Source organism: Streptomyces sp. NPDC051180 (assembly GCF_040689545.1).
Lineage (GTDB): Bacteria > Actinomycetota > Actinomycetes > Streptomycetales > Streptomycetaceae > Streptomyces.
This window is the reverse complement of record NZ_JBFBBC010000005.1, coordinates 21,462-38,119: the sequence shown is the minus strand read 5'-3', so window position 1 is coordinate 38,119 and position 16,658 is coordinate 21,462. Positions and strand designations below refer to the sequence as shown.

14 protein-coding genes are annotated in these 16,658 nt (G+C 72.8%); 7 read left to right on the top strand and 7 right to left on the bottom strand.

Annotated elements, in window-relative coordinates:
• Nucleotides 1–49 precede the first annotated feature (49 nt).
• Complete coding sequence (gene serC / locus AB0424_RS11470) at nucleotides 50–1,168, top strand: phosphoserine transaminase (RefSeq protein WP_366304233.1); 1,119 nt, start codon at nucleotides 50–52, stop codon at nucleotides 1,166–1,168.
• Nucleotides 1,169–1,268: 100 nt separating this feature from the next.
• Here serC and AB0424_RS11465 read toward each other — a convergent pair whose 3' ends face one another.
• A complete protein-coding gene (locus AB0424_RS11465; protein ID WP_366304231.1) occupies nucleotides 1,269–2,258 on the bottom strand; it encodes a WD40 repeat domain-containing protein in 990 nt (329 codons plus the stop codon).
• Nucleotides 2,259–2,364: 106 nt separating this feature from the next.
• Here AB0424_RS11465 and AB0424_RS11460 point away from each other — a divergent pair, with 106 nt between their 5' ends.
• Both AB0424_RS11460 and AB0424_RS11455 read left to right on the top strand, forming a co-directional pair.
• Nucleotides 2,365–3,216, top strand: coding sequence for an alpha/beta hydrolase (locus AB0424_RS11460; RefSeq protein ID WP_366304229.1), 852 nt, complete (start codon nucleotides 2,365–2,367; stop codon nucleotides 3,214–3,216).
• A 79-nt stretch (nucleotides 3,217–3,295) separates the two neighbouring features.
• Nucleotides 3,296–3,985: a GDSL-type esterase/lipase family protein gene (locus AB0424_RS11455; protein ID WP_366304227.1), complete on the top strand. Its 690-nt coding sequence runs from the start codon at nucleotides 3,296–3,298 to the stop codon at nucleotides 3,983–3,985.
• Nucleotides 3,986–4,032: 47 nt separating this feature from the next.
• Here the strand turns inward: AB0424_RS11455 and AB0424_RS11450 are convergent, their stop codons facing one another.
• Both AB0424_RS11450 and thpR read right to left on the bottom strand, forming a co-directional pair.
• A complete protein-coding gene (locus AB0424_RS11450; RefSeq protein ID WP_366304225.1) occupies nucleotides 4,033–5,022 on the bottom strand; it encodes an aldo/keto reductase in 990 nt (329 codons plus the stop codon).
• Nucleotides 5,023–5,198: 176 nt separating this feature from the next.
• Nucleotides 5,199–5,783 (bottom strand): RNA 2',3'-cyclic phosphodiesterase, encoded by a 585-nt coding sequence (gene thpR, locus AB0424_RS11445; protein WP_366304223.1) that lies wholly within the window; start codon nucleotides 5,781–5,783, stop codon nucleotides 5,199–5,201.
• Between the two features lie 33 nt (nucleotides 5,784–5,816).
• On the opposite strand from thpR, the gene AB0424_RS11440 reads away from it, so the two are divergent.
• Nucleotides 5,817–6,317 carry a GNAT family N-acetyltransferase gene (locus AB0424_RS11440; RefSeq protein ID WP_366304221.1) on the top strand — a complete coding sequence of 167 codons (501 nt, stop codon included), beginning with the start codon at nucleotides 5,817–5,819 and terminating at the stop codon, nucleotides 6,315–6,317.
• A gap of 337 nt (nucleotides 6,318–6,654) precedes the next feature.
• Here the strand turns inward: AB0424_RS11440 and AB0424_RS11435 are convergent, their stop codons facing one another.
• Both AB0424_RS11435 and AB0424_RS11430 read right to left on the bottom strand, forming a co-directional pair.
• Complete coding sequence (locus AB0424_RS11435; protein WP_366304219.1) at nucleotides 6,655–7,992, bottom strand: MFS transporter; 1,338 nt, start codon at nucleotides 7,990–7,992, stop codon at nucleotides 6,655–6,657.
• Between the two features lie 56 nt (nucleotides 7,993–8,048).
• A complete protein-coding gene (locus AB0424_RS11430) occupies nucleotides 8,049–8,510 on the bottom strand; it encodes a MarR family transcriptional regulator (protein ID WP_366304217.1) in 462 nt (153 codons plus the stop codon).
• Nucleotides 8,511–8,710: 200 nt separating this feature from the next.
• On the opposite strand from AB0424_RS11430, the gene AB0424_RS11425 reads away from it, so the two are divergent.
• Nucleotides 8,711–8,935 carry a hypothetical protein gene (locus tag AB0424_RS11425; protein ID WP_366304215.1) on the top strand — a complete coding sequence of 75 codons (225 nt, stop codon included), beginning with the start codon at nucleotides 8,711–8,713 and terminating at the stop codon, nucleotides 8,933–8,935.
• On the opposite strand, the gene AB0424_RS11420 is transcribed toward AB0424_RS11425, so the two are convergent.
• Complete coding sequence (locus AB0424_RS11420; RefSeq protein WP_366304213.1) at nucleotides 8,905–10,350, bottom strand: NCS2 family permease; 1,446 nt, start codon at nucleotides 10,348–10,350, stop codon at nucleotides 8,905–8,907. The two genes, AB0424_RS11425 and AB0424_RS11420, sit on opposite strands and share 31 nt — an antisense overlap.
• Nucleotides 10,351–10,505: 155 nt before the next feature.
• Between AB0424_RS11420 and AB0424_RS11415 the strand changes: the two genes are divergently transcribed.
• Nucleotides 10,506–10,790 carry a DUF2530 domain-containing protein gene (locus AB0424_RS11415; protein ID WP_366304211.1) on the top strand — a complete coding sequence of 95 codons (285 nt, stop codon included), beginning with the start codon at nucleotides 10,506–10,508 and terminating at the stop codon, nucleotides 10,788–10,790.
• 96 nt (nucleotides 10,791–10,886) lie between these two features.
• Entirely contained in the window at nucleotides 10,887–13,295 is a 2,409-nt protein-coding gene (locus AB0424_RS11410) for an HAD-IC family P-type ATPase (RefSeq protein WP_366304209.1), read from the top strand.
• Nucleotides 13,296–13,305: 10 nt separating this feature from the next.
• Here the strand turns inward: AB0424_RS11410 and AB0424_RS11405 are convergent, their stop codons facing one another.
• Nucleotides 13,306–16,449, bottom strand: a complete 3,144-nt coding sequence (locus tag AB0424_RS11405; RefSeq protein ID WP_366304207.1) for a molecular chaperone Hsp90 — start codon at nucleotides 16,447–16,449, stop codon at nucleotides 13,306–13,308.
• Nucleotides 16,450–16,658 lie beyond the last annotated feature (209 nt).

Genomic DNA, 16,658 nt, shown 5'->3' with positions numbered 1-16,658 from the left:
GGCGGACATCGGGCGACCGGCCCCTTCCCGACCCGATACTCTCCGCCTCGTGGCTGATATCCAGATTCCCGCTGACATCAAGCCCGCCGACGGCCGTTTCGGCGCGGGCCCCTCCAAGGTGCGTACGGAGGCGCTGGACGCCCTGGCCGCCACCGGCACCTCTCTCCTCGGCACGTCCCACCGCCAGGCTCCGGTCAAGAACCTGGTCGGCGAGGTACGTTCCGGCATCAGTGACCTCTTCTCGCTGCCCGAGGGCTACGAGGTGATCCTGGGCAACGGCGGCTCCACCGCCTTCTGGGACGTCGCGACGCACGGTCTCATCGAGAACAAGTCGCAGCACCTCACCTTCGGCGAGTTCTCGTCCAAGTTCGCCAAGGCCGCCAAGCTGGCGCCGTGGCTGGCCGAGCCGACCGTGATCTCCTCCGACCCGGGCACGCACCCGGAGCCGGTGGCCGAGGCGGGCGTCGACGTCTACGCGTACACCCACAACGAGACCTCCACCGGTGTCGCCGCCCCGATCAAGCGGGTCGCCGGTGCCGACGAGGGCGCGCTCGTGCTGGTCGACGCGACCTCGGGTGCGGGCGGCCTGCCCGTCGACATCACCGAGACGGACGTCTACTACTTCGCCCCGCAGAAGTCCTTCGCCGCCGAGGGCGGTCTGTGGCTCGCGGCGTTCTCGCCGGCCGCCCTGGAGCGCGCCGCCCGTGTGCACGCCTCCGGCCGACACATCCCCGAGTTCTTCTCGCTGCCGACGGCGATCGACAACTCGCTGAAGAACCAGACGTACAACACCCCGGCGCTCTCGACCCTCTTCCTGCTCAACGAGCAGCTGAAGTGGATCAACGGCCAGGGCGGCCTCGACTGGGCGGTCGCCCGGACGAAGGAGTCCTCGGACGCGCTGTACGGCTGGGCCGAGGAGTCCAAGTACGCCTCGGCGTTCGTCACGGACGCGGCCAAGCGCTCGCAGGTCATCGGCACGATCGACTTCGCGGACGACATCGACGCGGCGGCGGTCGCCAAGGTCCTGCGCGCCAACGGGATCGTCGACACCGAGCCGTACCGCAAGCTGGGCCGCAACCAGCTGCGCGTCGCGATGTTCCCGGCGATCGACCCGGCGGACGTGCGGGCGCTGACGGCCTGCATCGACTACGTCATCGAGAAGCTCTGACCTCTCGCCGCACGAGCGGTACGAAGGGCCCGGCATCGCAGCGCGTCGATGCCGGGCCCTTCGGCGTCCCCGCCCGGTGAGGCCGGTCGGGGACGGGGGGTCAGCCCTTGCGCAGCAGGCGTTTGGCGCCGACCACGAGGACGGTGGCGCCGGCGAGGACGAGGAAGCCGAGGGTGGCGTTGCCGCCCTCGCCCTGGGCCGCGGGGGCCGAGGGGGACTGCGGGGAGCCGCCCGGCGCCTTCGTCGGCGTGCCGGAGGGGCGGTCGGCCTCCGGGCGGTCCACGCGGACCACCCGGCTGTTGCGGCCCTCGGAGCCGAACATGAAGGCCGAGCCGTCCGGCGTGTACGTCACCGACTCGGCCTGGCCCTGGAAGGGGGCGCCGACGGAGGTGCCGTCGTCGCCGAGGCGGCCGTCCTTCCAGGTGTACTCCCGGGCGCTGAAGTAGCCGCGCAGGACGAGCCGTCCGCCGTCGGGGGAGAAGGCGCCGTCGGTCACCCAGGGGACCTCGTCGACGCGCCGGAAGACGTTCGTGCCGGACGAGGAGAGGCGCTCGGGGCCCGCGTAGAGGCCGCCGCCGTCCTCGTTCTTGCTCGCGATGTAGACCCGGCCGGTCCGGGGGTGGACCATCAGGGCCTCGGCGTTGCGCGGCCCGTCGGCGTACTTCACGACGTACTGGCGGGCTTCGACCGTCTGGTCCTTCAGGGTCTTCGGCTCGGGGAAGCGGTAGATCCAGACGTGGTCCCAGCTGCCGTCGAGGTTGTCGCCGATGTCGCCGACGTAGAGGTCGCCGTCGGGGCCGACGGCGATGGCCTCCATGTCACGGGGGGTGCCGACGCCCTTCATCGTCAGGGTCGCGACGGTCTCCCCCGTGCGGGAGTCGATGCCGTAGATCAGGGGCGCGTCCTGGTCGTTGTGCGTCCAGTAGATCCCGGGGTGGGAGCGGCTCGCGGCGAGGCCGCTGGACTCCTTGATCCGGGCGTCCTGGATCGTGAAGTCCCGGTCGGGGTCCTGCCCTTCGGCACGGGCATGGCCGGCCGGGAGCAGCACCAGGGCCGCCGCGGCACCGAGGGCGCACAGAGCAGATCGCATGGTCACCAGCCTGCCACGGCGGGGGCGCGGACGCCGGGCGGTGGTGTGTGCCCGGGGACGTGAAACCGGGTTGACCTGCTGCGGAGGCCCTGTCAGGGTCGCGCGCATGCCCACTTTCACCGCGCCCGACGGCACGGAACTCGCCTATCACCTCTCCGGCTCCGGCTCCGGGGAGCCGCTGCTCTGTCTGCCGGGCGGTCCGCTCCAGGACTCCGCCTATCTCGGCGACCTCGGCGGGCTGGCCGCCCGCCGGCCGCTGGTCCGGCTCGATCTGCGCGGCACCGGGGACTCCGCGGCGCCGGACGACCCGGCCTCGTTCCGGTGCGACCGGCTCGTCGAGGACGTGGAGGCGCTGCGCGCGCATCTGGGCCTGGAGACGGTCGACGTGCTGGGGCACTCGGCGGGCGCGAACCTGGCCGCGCTGTACGTGACCCGGCACGCCGAGCGGGTGGGCCGGCTGGTGCTGGTCACGCCGGGCGCGGCGGCGGCCGGTCTGGACACGACCGGCGAGGAGCGGCTCGCGGCGGCGCGGCAGCCCTGGCGCACGCAGGAGCCGTGGTTCGCGGAGGCGTACACGGCTCTGGAGGAGCTCGCGGCGGGGCGGGGTTCCGCGGCGGCCTTCGCGGCGGTCGCGCCGTTCTTCCACGGCACCTGGGACGAGGCGGCGCGGGAGCGGCACGCGGAGAGCGACCGCCGGCGCAACGCCGAGGGGGCGGCGGTGTACGGCGCCGAGGGCGCGTACGAACCGGCGGCCACGCGCGCGGTGTTCGCCGCGTTCGGGCGGCCGGTCCTCGTCGTCGCCGGGGAGGGCGACGCGAACACGCCGGTCCCGACGGCGGCCGCGTACGCCGCTCTCTTCCCGGAGGCCGAGCTCGCCGTCCTGCCGGGCGCCGGGCACTTCCCGTGGCACGACGACGCGGAGTGGTTCGTGGAGAAGGTCGGCGCGTTCGTGGCGTAGGGCGGGGCGCGGCGGGGGCGCCGGGCCCGTGTTCCGGATCACGTCGCAGCCGCGGGAGACGGTCCGCGATGATATGACCATGCGTTTTCTGTTCGTCGGCGACAGCATGACCATCGGACGCGTCGGCGACTGGACCTGGCGTCACCGGATGTGGCAGCACCTGGAGGCCACGCTCCCCGGCGGGTACGAGATCGTGGGTCCGCGGACCGGTCTGTACGACCCCGAGGCGGCCGACGCGCCCGAGGGCGCCGAGGCGTACGCCGACCCCGGCTTCCCCGCCCCGGCCCGGCGCCATCTGGCCGGCTGGGGCGAGGGCTGGCTGCACATGGCGCCGGTGATCGGCGAGACGGTGGCGGCCACGGGGGCGGACGTCCTGCTGATCTCGCTGGGCCTGATCGACCTCGGCTTCTACACCAACAGCGACCAGACGGAGGAGAACGTCCGGGCGTTCGTCGCGGCGGCCCGCGCCGCGAACCCGCGGGTGCGGGCCGTGCTCCTGCCGGTCATCCCCAACGTCCGCGCCGGGTACGACGCCCCCTTCGCCGCCGAGTGCGCCCGCTTCAACGAGCTCCTCGCCAAGGCGGTCGCCGACCTGGACACCGCCGCCTCGCCGCTCCTGCTGGCCACGATCCCCGAGTCGTACGACCTGGGGGCCGACACCTACGACGGCACCCACCCGGGCCCCACCGGGGAGCACAAACTGGCCGCCGCCTTCGCCGACGCGATGCACCAGGCGTGGGGGCTCGGCGGCCCGTACCCGGCCCGCTGACGCGCGCCGGACCCCGGCGGGCCGGGGCCCGGCGCGCCGTCACGGGATCACCAGGCGAACGCCTCCGGCGACGGGCCGGGGCCCGGGAAGATCTCGTCGAGGCCGGCCAGCAGCTCGTCGCTCAGCTCGACCTCCAGCGCGCGCAGCGCACCGGCGAGCTGGTCGGGCGTGCGCGGGCCGACGATCGGGCCCGTCACGCCGGGACGGGTGAGCAGCCAGGCGAGGGCCGTCTCGCCGGGCGCCAGACCGTGCTTGTCGAGCAGGTCCTCGTACGCCTGGAGTTTGGCCCGGGCCGCCGGGTCGGCGAGGGTGGCGGCCGCGCGGCCCTCGGTGCGCCGCTTGCCCTCGGACTCCTTCTTCAGGACGCCGCCGAGCAGGCCGCCGTGCAGCGGGGACCAGGGGATGACCCCGAGGCCGTACTCCTGGGCGGCGGGGACGACCTCCATCTCCGCGCTCCGCTCGAAGAGGTTGTAGAGGCACTGCTCGCTGACGAGGCCGACGGAGCCGCGCCGGGCGGCGATCTCGTTGGCCTGGGCGATCTTGTAGCCGGGGAAGTTCGACGAGCCCGCGTAGAGGATCTTGCCCTGGCCGATCAGGACGTCGACCGCCTGCCAGATCTCCTCGAAGGGGGTCGCGCGGTCGATGTGGTGGAACTGGTAGACGTCGATGTAGTCGGTGCCGAGCCGCTTGAGGCTGGCCTCCACCGCGCGGCGGATGTTCAGCGCCGAGAGCTTGTCGTGGTTGGGCCAGGCGTCGCCGTCGGTGCCCATGTTCCCGTAGACCTTGGTGGCGAGGACGGTCCGGTCGCGGCGGCCGTCGCCCTTGGCGAACCAGGAGCCGACGATCTCCTCGGTCCGCCCCTTGTTCTCACCCCACCCGTACACGTTGGCGGTGTCGAAGAAGTTGAGGCCCGCGTCCAGCGCCGTGTCCATGATCGCGTGGCTGGTGGGTTCGTCGGTCTGCGGTCCGAAGTTCATCGTCCCGAGGACGAGTCGGCTGACCTTGAGTCCGGTGCGTCCGAGCTGCGTGTACTCCATGGTCGCCAAGCCAACTGCTTCGAGTGCGCTCGAAGCAAGAGGCTTCCCACGGGGTGGCAGGGTCCGGCTACGCGGGGTTACCGTCCGACCAGCGACGCCACCGCGATGATCGCGAACATCAGTACGAGCACGCCGGCCATGATCCGGTTACGGGTCTTCGGGTCCACCCGACGAGGTTAACCCGAGCGCCCCTCGGCCCCCTCAAGGGGCCAGACACCGACCGTCTCGTACCGGGGCCGCTCCCCCGGGATCCCGTCCCCGGGCAGGTGGGACCGCACGAGCGCGAGCTCGGTGACGGCCCACCGCTCGCCCTCGAAGGAGCCGAGTTCGTCGACGAGGGAACGCAGCGACATCCCGTCCCCCCGGACGCGGCCGACGGTCAGGTGCGCCTGGTAGCGACGGTGCTCCTCCATCGCCACCCCGGCCCGGCGGGCGGCGGCGTCGGACCGCTCGGCGAGGAGCCGCAGCGTGTCCAGGTCCCCGGCGACCCCGGCCCACAGGGCCCGCCGCCCGAAGTGCCCGCCGCCGTGCAGCCGCAGCGGGAACGGCGGCGTCCGGTGCGCGGCCCTCCCGAGCCGCGTCCGCAGCTCGGGCAGCAGCTCCTCGTCGACCTCCCCCATGAAGGCGAGCGTCAGGTGCCAGCCGGGCCGCGAGGTCCAGCGCAGCCCGTCGGCCCCGGGCAGCCGGTGCAGCCGGTCGACGACCCGGCCGAGTTCGTCCAGCCGCGCCGGCGGCGGCACGACGGCGGCGAAGAGCCTCATGGGACAAGTCTGGCAGCCGCTAGCCTCGGCGGCATGAAGATCCGAAAGGGCGGGGCCGACGACCTCCCCGCGATACTCGCGATACTCGACAGCGCGGTGGTCTGGCTGAACGGCAGGGGGATCACCGCCCAGTGGGGCACGGAGCCGTTCTCGGCGCGGCCCAAGGCGGTGGAGCAGGTCGAACGGACGATGTCCGAGGGCGACCCGTGGATCGTCGAGATCGACGGCGTACCGGCCGGCACCATGACCCTGACCCCCCACCCCGGCCCGCACATCGAGCCCGCCGCCGAGCCGGAGGTCTACGTCCGCCTCCTCGCCACCGACGCCCGCTTCCACGGCCACGGCGTGGGCGCGGCGCTCCTGGCCCACGCCGAGGCGGAGACCCGCCGCCAGGGGGTGTCCCTCCTCCGGGTGGACTGCTTCGCCGGCAGCGAGGGCCGCCTCATCCGGTACTACGAACACCAGGGCTTCACCCGCACGCACCCCTTCCAGGTCGGCGACTGGCCCGGCCAGGTCCTGGAACGACGCGTCTGACAACGACGGCGGGAGGGGCCGGGGCCGGAGCGGGGGAGGTGGTGTCCGGACGTGAAAGCGTCTTGAACTCGCGCGAAGCGCGGTGAGACGCAGTCCGGACACCACCTCCCCCGCGGAGGCCCCGGCCCCGGGCACACGCGGAAACCCGGCGCCGGACCGCCGCCCGCCCAGGGCTAGGTCGTCTCTTTCGGATCTTGCCGGTCAAGCCCGTGTCGTCCGGTGCCGTGCATCGCAAGGCGGAGGGGCTCCCGCGTACTGGACGTACTCGGGTGCCTCGACAACACGGCGAGGTGCGGTGCCGGGCGGCACGGGTCAGGCAAGATCCGGAAGAGACGGCCTACGCCGCCGTCGCCAGCCGCTCGCGCGCCACGAAACGCACCTGCGGGTGGCCGCGGCGCCAGCCGACCGCGACCTTCAGGCCGCCGACGCGGGCGAGGACGAGGCCGATGACGCCGGCGGCGGCCAGCGAGATCGCTCCGCCGGTGGCGAAGCCGACGCGGGCCCCGTAGGTGTCGGTGACCCAGCCGAGGAGCGGCGCGCCGATCGGCGTGCCACCGGCGAAGACCATCATGTAGAGGCTCATCACACGGCCCCGCATGGCCGGGTCGGTCGCCATCTGGACGGCCGAGTTCGCGGTGATGTTGACCGTGAGGCCGATCATGCCGATCGGCACGAGCAGCAGCGCGAAGAGCCAGAACGCGGGCGACAGGGCGGCCGCGATCTCCAGGGCGCCGAAGACGGCCGCCGCGACGACCAGCATCCGCAGCCGCGTCGAGCCGCGCCGGGCGGCGGCGAGGGCGCCGACCAGCGAGCCGGCCGCCATCAGGGTGTTGAGGAAGCCGTACGTCCCGGCGCCGACGTGGAAGACGTCGCCGGAGAAGGCGGTGAGCCAGATCGGGAAGTTGAAGCCGAACGTGCCGATGAAGCCGACGAGGACGATCGGCCAGATCAGGTCCGGTCGCCCGGCCACGTACCGCAGGCCCTCCCGCAGCTGGCCCTTGCCGCGCGGGGCGCGCTCCACCTTGTGGAGCTCGCTCGGCCGCATGAGCAGCAGGCTCACGAGCGGGGCGAGGAAGGACAGGCCGTTGAGGAGGAAGGCCCAGCCGCTGCCGACCCCGGCGATGAGGACACCGGCGACGGCGGGGCCGACGAGCCGGGCGGACTGGAAGTTCGCCGAGTTCAGGGAGACGGCGTTGCGCAGCTGGTCCGGGCCGACCATCTCGGAGACGAAGGACTGCCGGGCCGGGTTGTCGACGACGGTCACCATGCCGAGCAGGAAGGCGATCAGGTAGACGTGCCACACCTGGATCTGGCCGGAGAGGGTCAGGACGGCGAGGGCGAGGCCGCACAGGCCCAGGGCGCCCTGGCTGAAGAGGAGTAGGAGCCGCTTCGGGTAGCGGTCGGCGATGACTCCGCCGTACAGGCCGAAGAGGAGCATCGGGAGGAACTGCAGGGCCGTCGTGACGCCGACGGCGGCGGCCGAGCCGGTGAGGCTCAGGACCAGCCAGTCCTGGGTGATGCGGGCCATCCACGTACCGGTGTTGGAGACGATCGCACCGGTGAAGAACAGCCGGTAGTTACGGATTCTGAGCGAGGAGAAGGTGTCCCCCCGCCCACGGGTGTCGAGGGTGGGTTGATGGACGGGTGCGGAGTCTGCTCCGTGTCCCGTACTCAAAGTGCGTCGCCTCCTTGGCGCGTCGGCTGGGTCCGGGGGCCGCCCCGGTCCGTGGGCTACCCCCGTGAGGCGGGGGGCAGGTGGGCGAGCTTCTCCAGGACCGGGGCGGCCGCGCGCAGCTTGGCCCATTCGTCCTCGTCCAGTCCCTCGGCGAGGGCTGCCAGCCAGGCGTTCCGCTTGCGGCGGGACTCCTCGAGCATGGCCTCGGCCTGCTCGGTCTGGCTGACCACCTTCTGCCGGCGGTCGTCGGGGTGCGGCTCCAGCCGGACCAGTCCCTTGGCCTCCAGCAGCGCCACGATGCGGGTCATCGACGGCGGCTGGACGTGCTCCTTGCGGGCCAGCTCACCGGGGGTGGCCGAGCCGCAGAGCTTCAGAGTGCCCAGGACCGACATCTCGGTCGGGCTGAGCGACTCGTCGACGCGCTGGTGCTTGAGGCGTCGGCCCAGTCGCATGACGGAGGAGCGGAGCGCGTTCACGGCCGCGGCGTCGTCGGCTGTGCCGTGGGACAGGTCAGGCATGTTCGTTAGCCTAACTCATTACTCTGCCTAAATACCAACGGGAACACGCCGACGTCGCACGGATCACACCCGTAAGCCCCATAGCGGGTGACAACGGGGCGCCCGCAGGTCACGCTTCCGTATCCATGTATCACCCAAATGAGTGAGTCAGATCCGGAAAGTGACGCAAAGAGGCCCCGGGTGCCCCGACCCTGAACGGCATGGGATCGACAGTGCTCAGCCTGCGCATCGACGGTGAGCTGCTCGACCGGCTCAGGAGTCACGCCGCGAAAAGAGGAATGAGCGTCCAGGACTACGTGGCCCGGACGCTCATTCGCGAGGATTTCGACGAGCGGTTCAAGACCGCCGTCGACGAGACGGAGAAGTTCTACGGGGCGCCCGAGGCGCCCGGGGATCACGTGAGGCCGAGCGCCGGCATCGCGTAGTAGAAGACGAAGACCGCCGACACGACGTACATGGCCACCGGGACCTCACGGCCCCGTCCGGCCGCCAGCCGCAGCACGCTGAACGCGATGAAGCCGATGCCGATGCCGTTCGTGATCGAGTAGGTGAACGGCATCATCACCATGGCCAGGAACGCCGGCACCGCGATGGTGAAGTCGCTCCAGTCGATGTCCTTGACCGAACCGGCCAGGATCAGGAAGCCGACCGCGAGCAGCGCGGGCGTGGCCGCCTGGGACGGGACCATCGTCGCCAGCGGCGTGAGGAACAGCGCGACCGAGAAGAGAGCACCGGTCACCACCGAGGCGAGGCCCGTGCGCGCGCCTTCGCCGACCCCCGCCGTGGACTCCACGAAGCAGGTGGTGGCCGAGGAGGAGGTCGCGCCGCCGGAGGCGACGGCCAGGCCGTCGACGAGCAGGACCTTGTTGATGCCGGGGAAGTTGCCGTCCGCGTCGATCAGCTTGGCCTCGTCGCCGACGCCCAGGATCGTGCCCATCGCGTCGAAGAAGCAGGACAGCAGCACGGTGAAGACGAACAGGATGCCGGTGAGCATCCCGACCTTCCCGAAACCGCCGAAGAGGCTGACCTGACCGACCAGGCCGAAGTCCGGCGAGGCGACCGGGTTGCCCGGCCACTCCGGGGTGGTCAGGCCCCAGGACGGGACGGTGGCGACCGCGTTGATCACCATCGCGACGATCGTCATGACGACGATCGAGATGAGGATGGCGCCCGGCACCTTGCGGATGATCAGGGCGAGCGTCAGGAGCGTGCCCAGGATGAAGACGAGGACCGGCCAGCCGGTGAGGTGACCGTCGCCGCCGAGCTGGAGCGGGACGGTGGTGTGGGCGGCGTCGGGGATGCGGGAGACGAAGCCCGAGTCGACGAGGCCGATCAGCATGATGAAGAGGCCGATGCCGATCGCGATGCCCTTGCGCAGGCCGACCGGGACCGCGTTCATGACGCGCTCGCGCAGGCCGGTCGCGACGAGCAGCATCACGACGATGCCGGCGAGGACGACCATGCCCATGGCGTCGGGCCAGGACATCTTCGGCGCGAGCTGGAGCGCGACGACGGTGTTGACGCCGAGACCGGCGGCCAGGGCGATCGGCACGTTGCCGATGACACCCATGAGGAGCGTCGTGAACGCCGCCGTCAGGACGGTGGCGGTGACGAGCTGGCCGCTGTCGAGCTGGTGCCCGTACATGTCCTTGGCGCTGCCGAGGATGATCGGGTTCAGCACGATGATGTAGGCCATCGCGAAGAAGGTGGCGAAACCGCCCCGGATCTCGCGGCCGACCGTCGAGCCGCGCTCGGAGATCTTGAAGTAGCGGTCGAGGCCCGACGAAGGGGTTTCGGGGCTCTCGGGGGACGGGGCCGTGGCGGTGGCCGTGGTGCTCATGGGGTTCCTCTTCGGAAGAAGTCCTTTTTGGCGGTTCATACGAGGGAAACCCGCCAGAGGCAAACCGTTTCAGTATGAACACATGAACGAGTGAGCGTCCATCTCCGCGCGTAGACCACGTCTGAGGACGCATTCGGGCCACCTAGACTGAGCCCATGGCGAAGTGGACACCGAAGCACGAGGCACCCGAGCCCCTCGAAGGGCCCGTCGTCGCCACCATCACCGGCGGAACGATCCTCTGGTTCGTCCTCTTCCTCGTCCAGATCCCGTTCTACGGCTGGTTCGACGAGCGGGGGATCACCTCCTGGATCTGGACCTGCCTGGCCGGCGCCGGCCTCGGGCTGATCGGCATCTGGTACGTGCGCAAGCGCGACGCGGCGATCAAGCGGCACGCGGCGGCCCTGGCGGCCCAGGACCCCGGTACGCCCCAGGTCCCGTAGGCGGGTAGGCCCGGGGTCGGATTCCCCTCCTCCCCCGGTCTGATCTTCGCCTTCCTCGGCAGGTGAACGGCAGGAACCGGTCGTACCGTCGAAGACATGACTCAGCGGGCGAAGATCGACACCGGCGGCGGCGAGCCCCGGGCGGTGGAACCGCCCGTCGTGCACCACCCCGCCGGACTCACCTCCGCCGAGGTGGCCGAGCGCGTCGCGCGCGGCGAGGTCAACGACGTCCCCCTGCGCAGCTCGCGTTCCACCGCCGACATCGTCCGCGGCAACGTCTTCACCCGCTTCAACGCGATCATCGGCGTGCTCTGGGTGATCATGCTGATCGTCGCGCCGATCCAGGACAGCCTCTTCGGCTTCGTGATCGTCGCCAACACCGGCATCGGCATCATCCAGGAACTCCGCGCCAAGAAGACCCTCGACGGACTCGCGGTGATCGGCGAGGCCAAACCGACCGTCCGGCGCGACGGCGTCTCCGCCGAGCTCTCCACCTCCGAGATCGTCCTCGGCGACCTCATCGAGCTCGGCCCCGGCGACAAGGTCGTCGTCGACGGCGTGGTCGCCGAGGCCGACGGCCTGGAGATCGACGAGTCCCTGCTGACCGGCGAGGCCGACCCGGTCCTGAAGAAGCCCGGCGACCGCATGATGTCGGGCTCGTTCGTCGTCGCCGGCGGCGGCGCCTTCACCGCCACCAAGGTCGGCCGCGAGGCGTACGCCGCCCAGCTCGCCGAGGAGGCGTCCCGCTTCACGCTGGTCCACTCGGAGCTGCGCAACGGCATCTCCACGATCCTGAAGTACGTGACGTGGATGATGATCCCGACCGCGATCGGGCTCGTCATCAGCCAGCTGGTCGTCAAGGAGAACAACTTCAAGGACGCGGTCGCCCGCACGGTCGGCGGCATCGTCCCGATGATCCCCGAGGGCCTCGTCCTGCTGACCTCCGTCGCCTTCGCGGTCGGCGTGATCCGGCTCGGCCGCAAGCAGTGCCTCGTGCAGGAGCTGCCCGCCATCGAGGGCCTCGCCCGCGTCGACGTCGTCTGCCTCGACAAGACGGGCACCCTCACCGAGGGCGGCATGGACGTCACCGAGCTGAGGCCGCTGAACGGCGCGGACGAGACCTACGTACGCAAGGTGCTCGGCGCCCTCGGCGAGTCCGACCCGCGTCCCAACGCCTCGCTCCAGGCGATCATCGACGCCTACCCGGAGACCGTCGAGTGGCGCTGCACGGAGAGCCTGCCCTTCTCCTCCGCCCGGAAGTACAGCGGCGCCGCGTTCAGCGAGGGCGACGGCGAGGACTCCACCTGGCTCCTCGGCGCCCCCGACGTCCTCCTCCGGGCCGGCGACCCGGCGCTCGCCGAGATCGACCACCTCAACCAGCAGGGCCTGCGGGTCCTTCTCCTCGCCCGGACGGCCCACGAGCTCGACTCCCCCGCGGTCGCCGACGGCACCCGCCCCACCGCGCTCGTCGTCCTCGAACAGCGGCTGCGGCCCGACGCCGGCGACACCCTCGCCTACTTCGCCGACCAGAACGTCGCCACCAAGGTCATCTCCGGCGACAACGCCGTCTCGGTCGGCGCGGTCGCCGGCAAGCTCGACATGCCCGGCGCGGAGCACACCGTGGACGCCCGCACCCTTCCCACCGACCGGGAGGAGATGGCGAAGGTCCTCGACGAGAACGCCGTCTTCGGCCGGGTCACCCCCCAGCAGAAGCGCGACATGGTCGCCGCCCTCCAGTCACGCGGCCACACCGTCGCCATGACCGGCGACGGCGTCAACGACGTCCTCGCCCTCAAGGACGCCGACATCGGCGTCTCCATGGGCTCCGGCTCGGAGGCGACCCGGGCCGTCGCCCAGATCGTCCTGCTGAACAACTCCTTCGCCACGCTCCCCTCCGTCGTCGCCGAGGGCCGCCGCGTCATCGGCAACATCACCCGCGTGGCCACCCTCTTCCTCACCAAGACGGTCTACTCCGTCCTCCTGGCGGTCCTGGTGGTCTGCTCGCAGGTGGAGTACCCGTTCCTCCCCCGCCACCTCACGCTGCTCTCCACCCTCACGATCGGCGTCCCGGCCTTCTTCCTCGCCCTCGCCCCCAACAAGGAACGGGCCAGGCCGAACTTCGTACGCCGTGTCATGCGGTACGCCATCCCCGGCGGCGTCATCGCGGCGGCCGCCACGTTCACCACGTACCTGATCGCCCGCCACCACTACAGCGGCCCGAACGCCCTCCAGGCGGAGACCAGCGCCGCGACCCTGACGCTCTTCCTGGTCTCCATGTGGGTCCTCGCGATCGTCGCCCGCCCCTACACCTGGTGGCGCCTCGCCCTGGTCGCCTCCATGGCGGGCGCCTTCCTCCTCGTCCTCGTCGTCCCCTGGCTCCAGCACTTCTTCGCGCTCAAGCTCGTCGGCGTCACCATGCCCTGGACCGCGGTCGCCGTCGCCGCCGCCGCCGGCCTCCTCCTGGAGATCGCCTGGCGCTGGGTGGACCGCAGGTTCCCTGCCTGATCGGGCCGGGTCAGTCGAACCAGCGGTCGCGGGCGAGCTCCGGGGTGCGCGAGGGGTCTTCGAGGAGGGCGGCGACCTCGAAGCGGCGGGGCCACTGGCCGGCCGCCCAGGCGAGGCCGGCGGCCACGCCTTCGAGGGTGGCGGCGTGGAGCACCCCGTCGGGGGTGTGCCGCCAGTCGAGTTCGACGCCCGCCGCGCGGAGCTCGTCGTGCTCGATGTAGGAGGCGGGGGTCGAGGGTCCGAGCAGGGCGTGGACCGAGGACGGCACCTCGTGCTCCTCGCCCACGGTGGTGACCTCGGCCTCGACGGCCTCGCTGAGACGGCGGACCTGGAAGAGCTCGGCGAGGTCGGCCGCGCGGGACGGGGAGACGGGCAGGAGCGGGACGCCGTCCGCCAGCGGCAGGAGGTCGGGGGCGTCCGCGACCACGGCGTCCGCCGCGTCGACGACGACGAGGGCGCCGTCCACGACCGCGCGCAGCTCGTCGGGGAGGGTCACCTGCTCGGGGTCGAGGTCGGCCAGGGCCGTGTAGAGGGCGTGCAGCTGGACGGCCGTGACCTCGCGGGAGGGGTCGGACAGCCGGGTGAGGAGCTCCGCCGCGCCGCCCGGCTCGTCCAGGAGCGCCGCCACGGAGGTACGGACGCCGAGGGCCCGGAGGACCTGCTCGTCGTCGAAGCCCGTCGCGTCGGCGGAGTCGTACAGACCGGCGAGGAGGGGGTCGGAGCCCTCGGCGCGGAGTCCCGCCGGGCGGCGGCCGTCCAGGACGGGGTGGTCGCGCAGCCACCAGGCCGTGTAGGAGCGGACCGTCTCCGTCGTGCCGTCGGGGAGGAGGATACGGACGGGCTGGGTGAGGGCGTCGCGCAGCGGCGGCCGCGCGAGCAGGGAGAGCGCCTGGGGCCAGGCGTCGTCGTCGACGAGGTCCAGGTCCCGGACGGCGACGATCTCGGTCGCCACCGGCGGCACGGGCGTGTCGGGCAGCCGGTCCAGGACGTCCTCGCACCACACGTCGACGGCGTCGAGGAGACCGGCGTCGTCGGGCTCCGGGTAGTCGCCGTCCCGGGGCTCGACCTCGTCGGGGTCGAGGACGAGGTCGGTGGCGCGGACCAGGGCGAAGGTCGCCAGGACGCCGCAGGCGGCGAGGGGCTGCTCGCCCCAGCGGGCGGCGATCTCGGAGTCGACGAAGGCGAGTTCGTCCTCGCGCATGACGGCGGCGAAGGGCGATCCGGGGAGGACGAGTTCGCCCGCCGGGGAGAGTTCGCCGTCCTCGTCGGGGAGGGCGAGCGCACCGAGCCACGGCTCCTCGCCCGGGTCGAGCTCCGCGTCGCGGACGAGACCGAGGACCGTGTCGGCGAGTTCGTCCGCGTCGAGGGTGTCGGCGTCCTCGTCCCAGATCTCGCCCGCGTCCAGGGACGCGGCGACCGCCGCCCGCACCTGCGGGGTCGTGAGGACCGCGCGGGGCGTGGCGGGCAGGGCGCCCAGCTTCTCCAGGAGCGGGTGGGCGGCCTCGGGGTGGGCGACCTTCAGGCCGAGGCGGGTCAGCTCGGCGGGGGTGCGGTCCTGCGGGAGGAGGACCTGGCGGGGGCCGATCGTCGTGCGGATCCGGACGCCCTCGGCGCCCTCCGCGAGCGGCACGGGGAGACCGGTCAGCCGGTCGGGGTCGACGCCGGCGAGGGAGTCGTACAGCCGCCACCACCAGATCGGGGCCCGGTCCACGCCGGCGAGCCGGTCGATCGCCTCGGTCAGGGGGACGCGGCCGATGCCGAGGGTGCGCAGCTCCGGCCGCCGCTCCAGGCCGGCCGGGAGGAGCGTCGGGAAGACCTCGGCGAGGACGTCGACGGTCTCCGCGCCGGCGCCCTCGACCACCTCGGCCTCGATGGGGCGGAGCGCGGGCATCTCCTCGGAGGGGGCGGCGGGCGCCAGGAAGGCGACCCGGGGCAGCCGGTCCAGGATCGCCTCGCGCAGCGCCCCGTCGAGGGGGCCCTTGCCGAGCGGGCCGGGCACGAGGTCGAGGGTGCCGGTCGTCACCGGCCGCCAGCCGGCGAGGAGTTCGGCGTACGCGTCGGCCGCACGCTGCACCAGGAAGTCGGTGAGGGGGCCGGGCGCGGGGTGGCGCCGCGCGGTGTCGAGCGGGAGGGAGGCGATGAGGAGGGCGGGGATGCCGAGGGGCTCGTCGGTGGGCGTGGGGGCGTGCACGACCGACGCGGTCCGCGGGTGGAGGGGGGCGCCCTCGGGGTCCACGGGGACGGCCCAGGTGACGGTCCAGTGGGGGCGCAGGCGCTCCTCGACCGGGCGGTCCGCGAGGAGTTCGGGCTCGATCGGCCCGCCGTGGGAGACGGTGCGCCAGCGGTGGGTGCCGGTGGCGGTGTCGTCGATGCGGACGTAGCCGTCGTCCTCGGAGCGGCGCAGGGTCCGGACGCCCTCGGGCGTCTCCACGACGATCTCCGCGAGTCCCGGGAGGGTGAGGAGCAGGGCGTCGTCGACGGAGGCGAGGAGCCGCTCGGCGAGGTCGCGGGCGGCGGCGTCGCGCAGCGGGAGGACGACGACGGTGTCGTAGCCGTCGGGGGCGGTGCCCTCGGCGGGCAGCGGGAGCCGCAGCAGGGGTACGTGGCCGTCGCGGCGGCGCAGTTCGTCGCCGAGGCCGGGGCTGTGGCGGGCGGCGTCGGCGGCGAGCTCGCGGGCCTCGGCGAGGGACCAGCGGACGCCGCCGTGGCGGCCGAGGACGGCGGGCTCGTCGCTGACGGCGAGGACGGCGGCGAAGCCGACGCCGAAGCGGCCGACGGCGCCCTGGCCCTGCTCGCGCTTGGCGGAGGCGCGGAGCGTCGACAGCGACTCGGTGCCCGCGGCGTCGAGGGGGGCTCCGGTGTTGGCGGCGGCGAGGACGGCGGGGCCCTCGTGGTCGGCCGGGTGGAGGGTGAGGCGGAGGCGGCCGGTGACGCCGGCGCGGTGGGCGGCGTCGGCGGCGTTCTGCGCGAGTTCGACGACGAGCCGGTCGCGGTAGCCGCCGAGCGCGAGGTCCTCCTCGGCGTTGGCGTCCTCCCGGAACCGGGCGGGCGAGGCGCCCCAGGCGCCGAGCACGCCCCGCCGCAGCCGTGCGGTGCCGAAGGGGTCGGTTCCGTCGGTCGTCGTCCGGACGCTGACGCTCACGTCTGACTCCACTCTGCGGGGCGGTGATCGGGCGGTGACGCTCCCGGACCGCTGAGGTCCGGGGCCCGAAGGTACCGCGCCCCGGCCCACGCCGGACGCCGGGGCACGTGCGGTCCCCCGGGGCGCGCGGAAGCACATCCCGGGGAGCCGTGCGGACGGCGTCGGCGCGGGGCGCCCGGCGGGTGTCCGGAAAGGAGCCCCGTCCGCTCGCAGGTCGGACG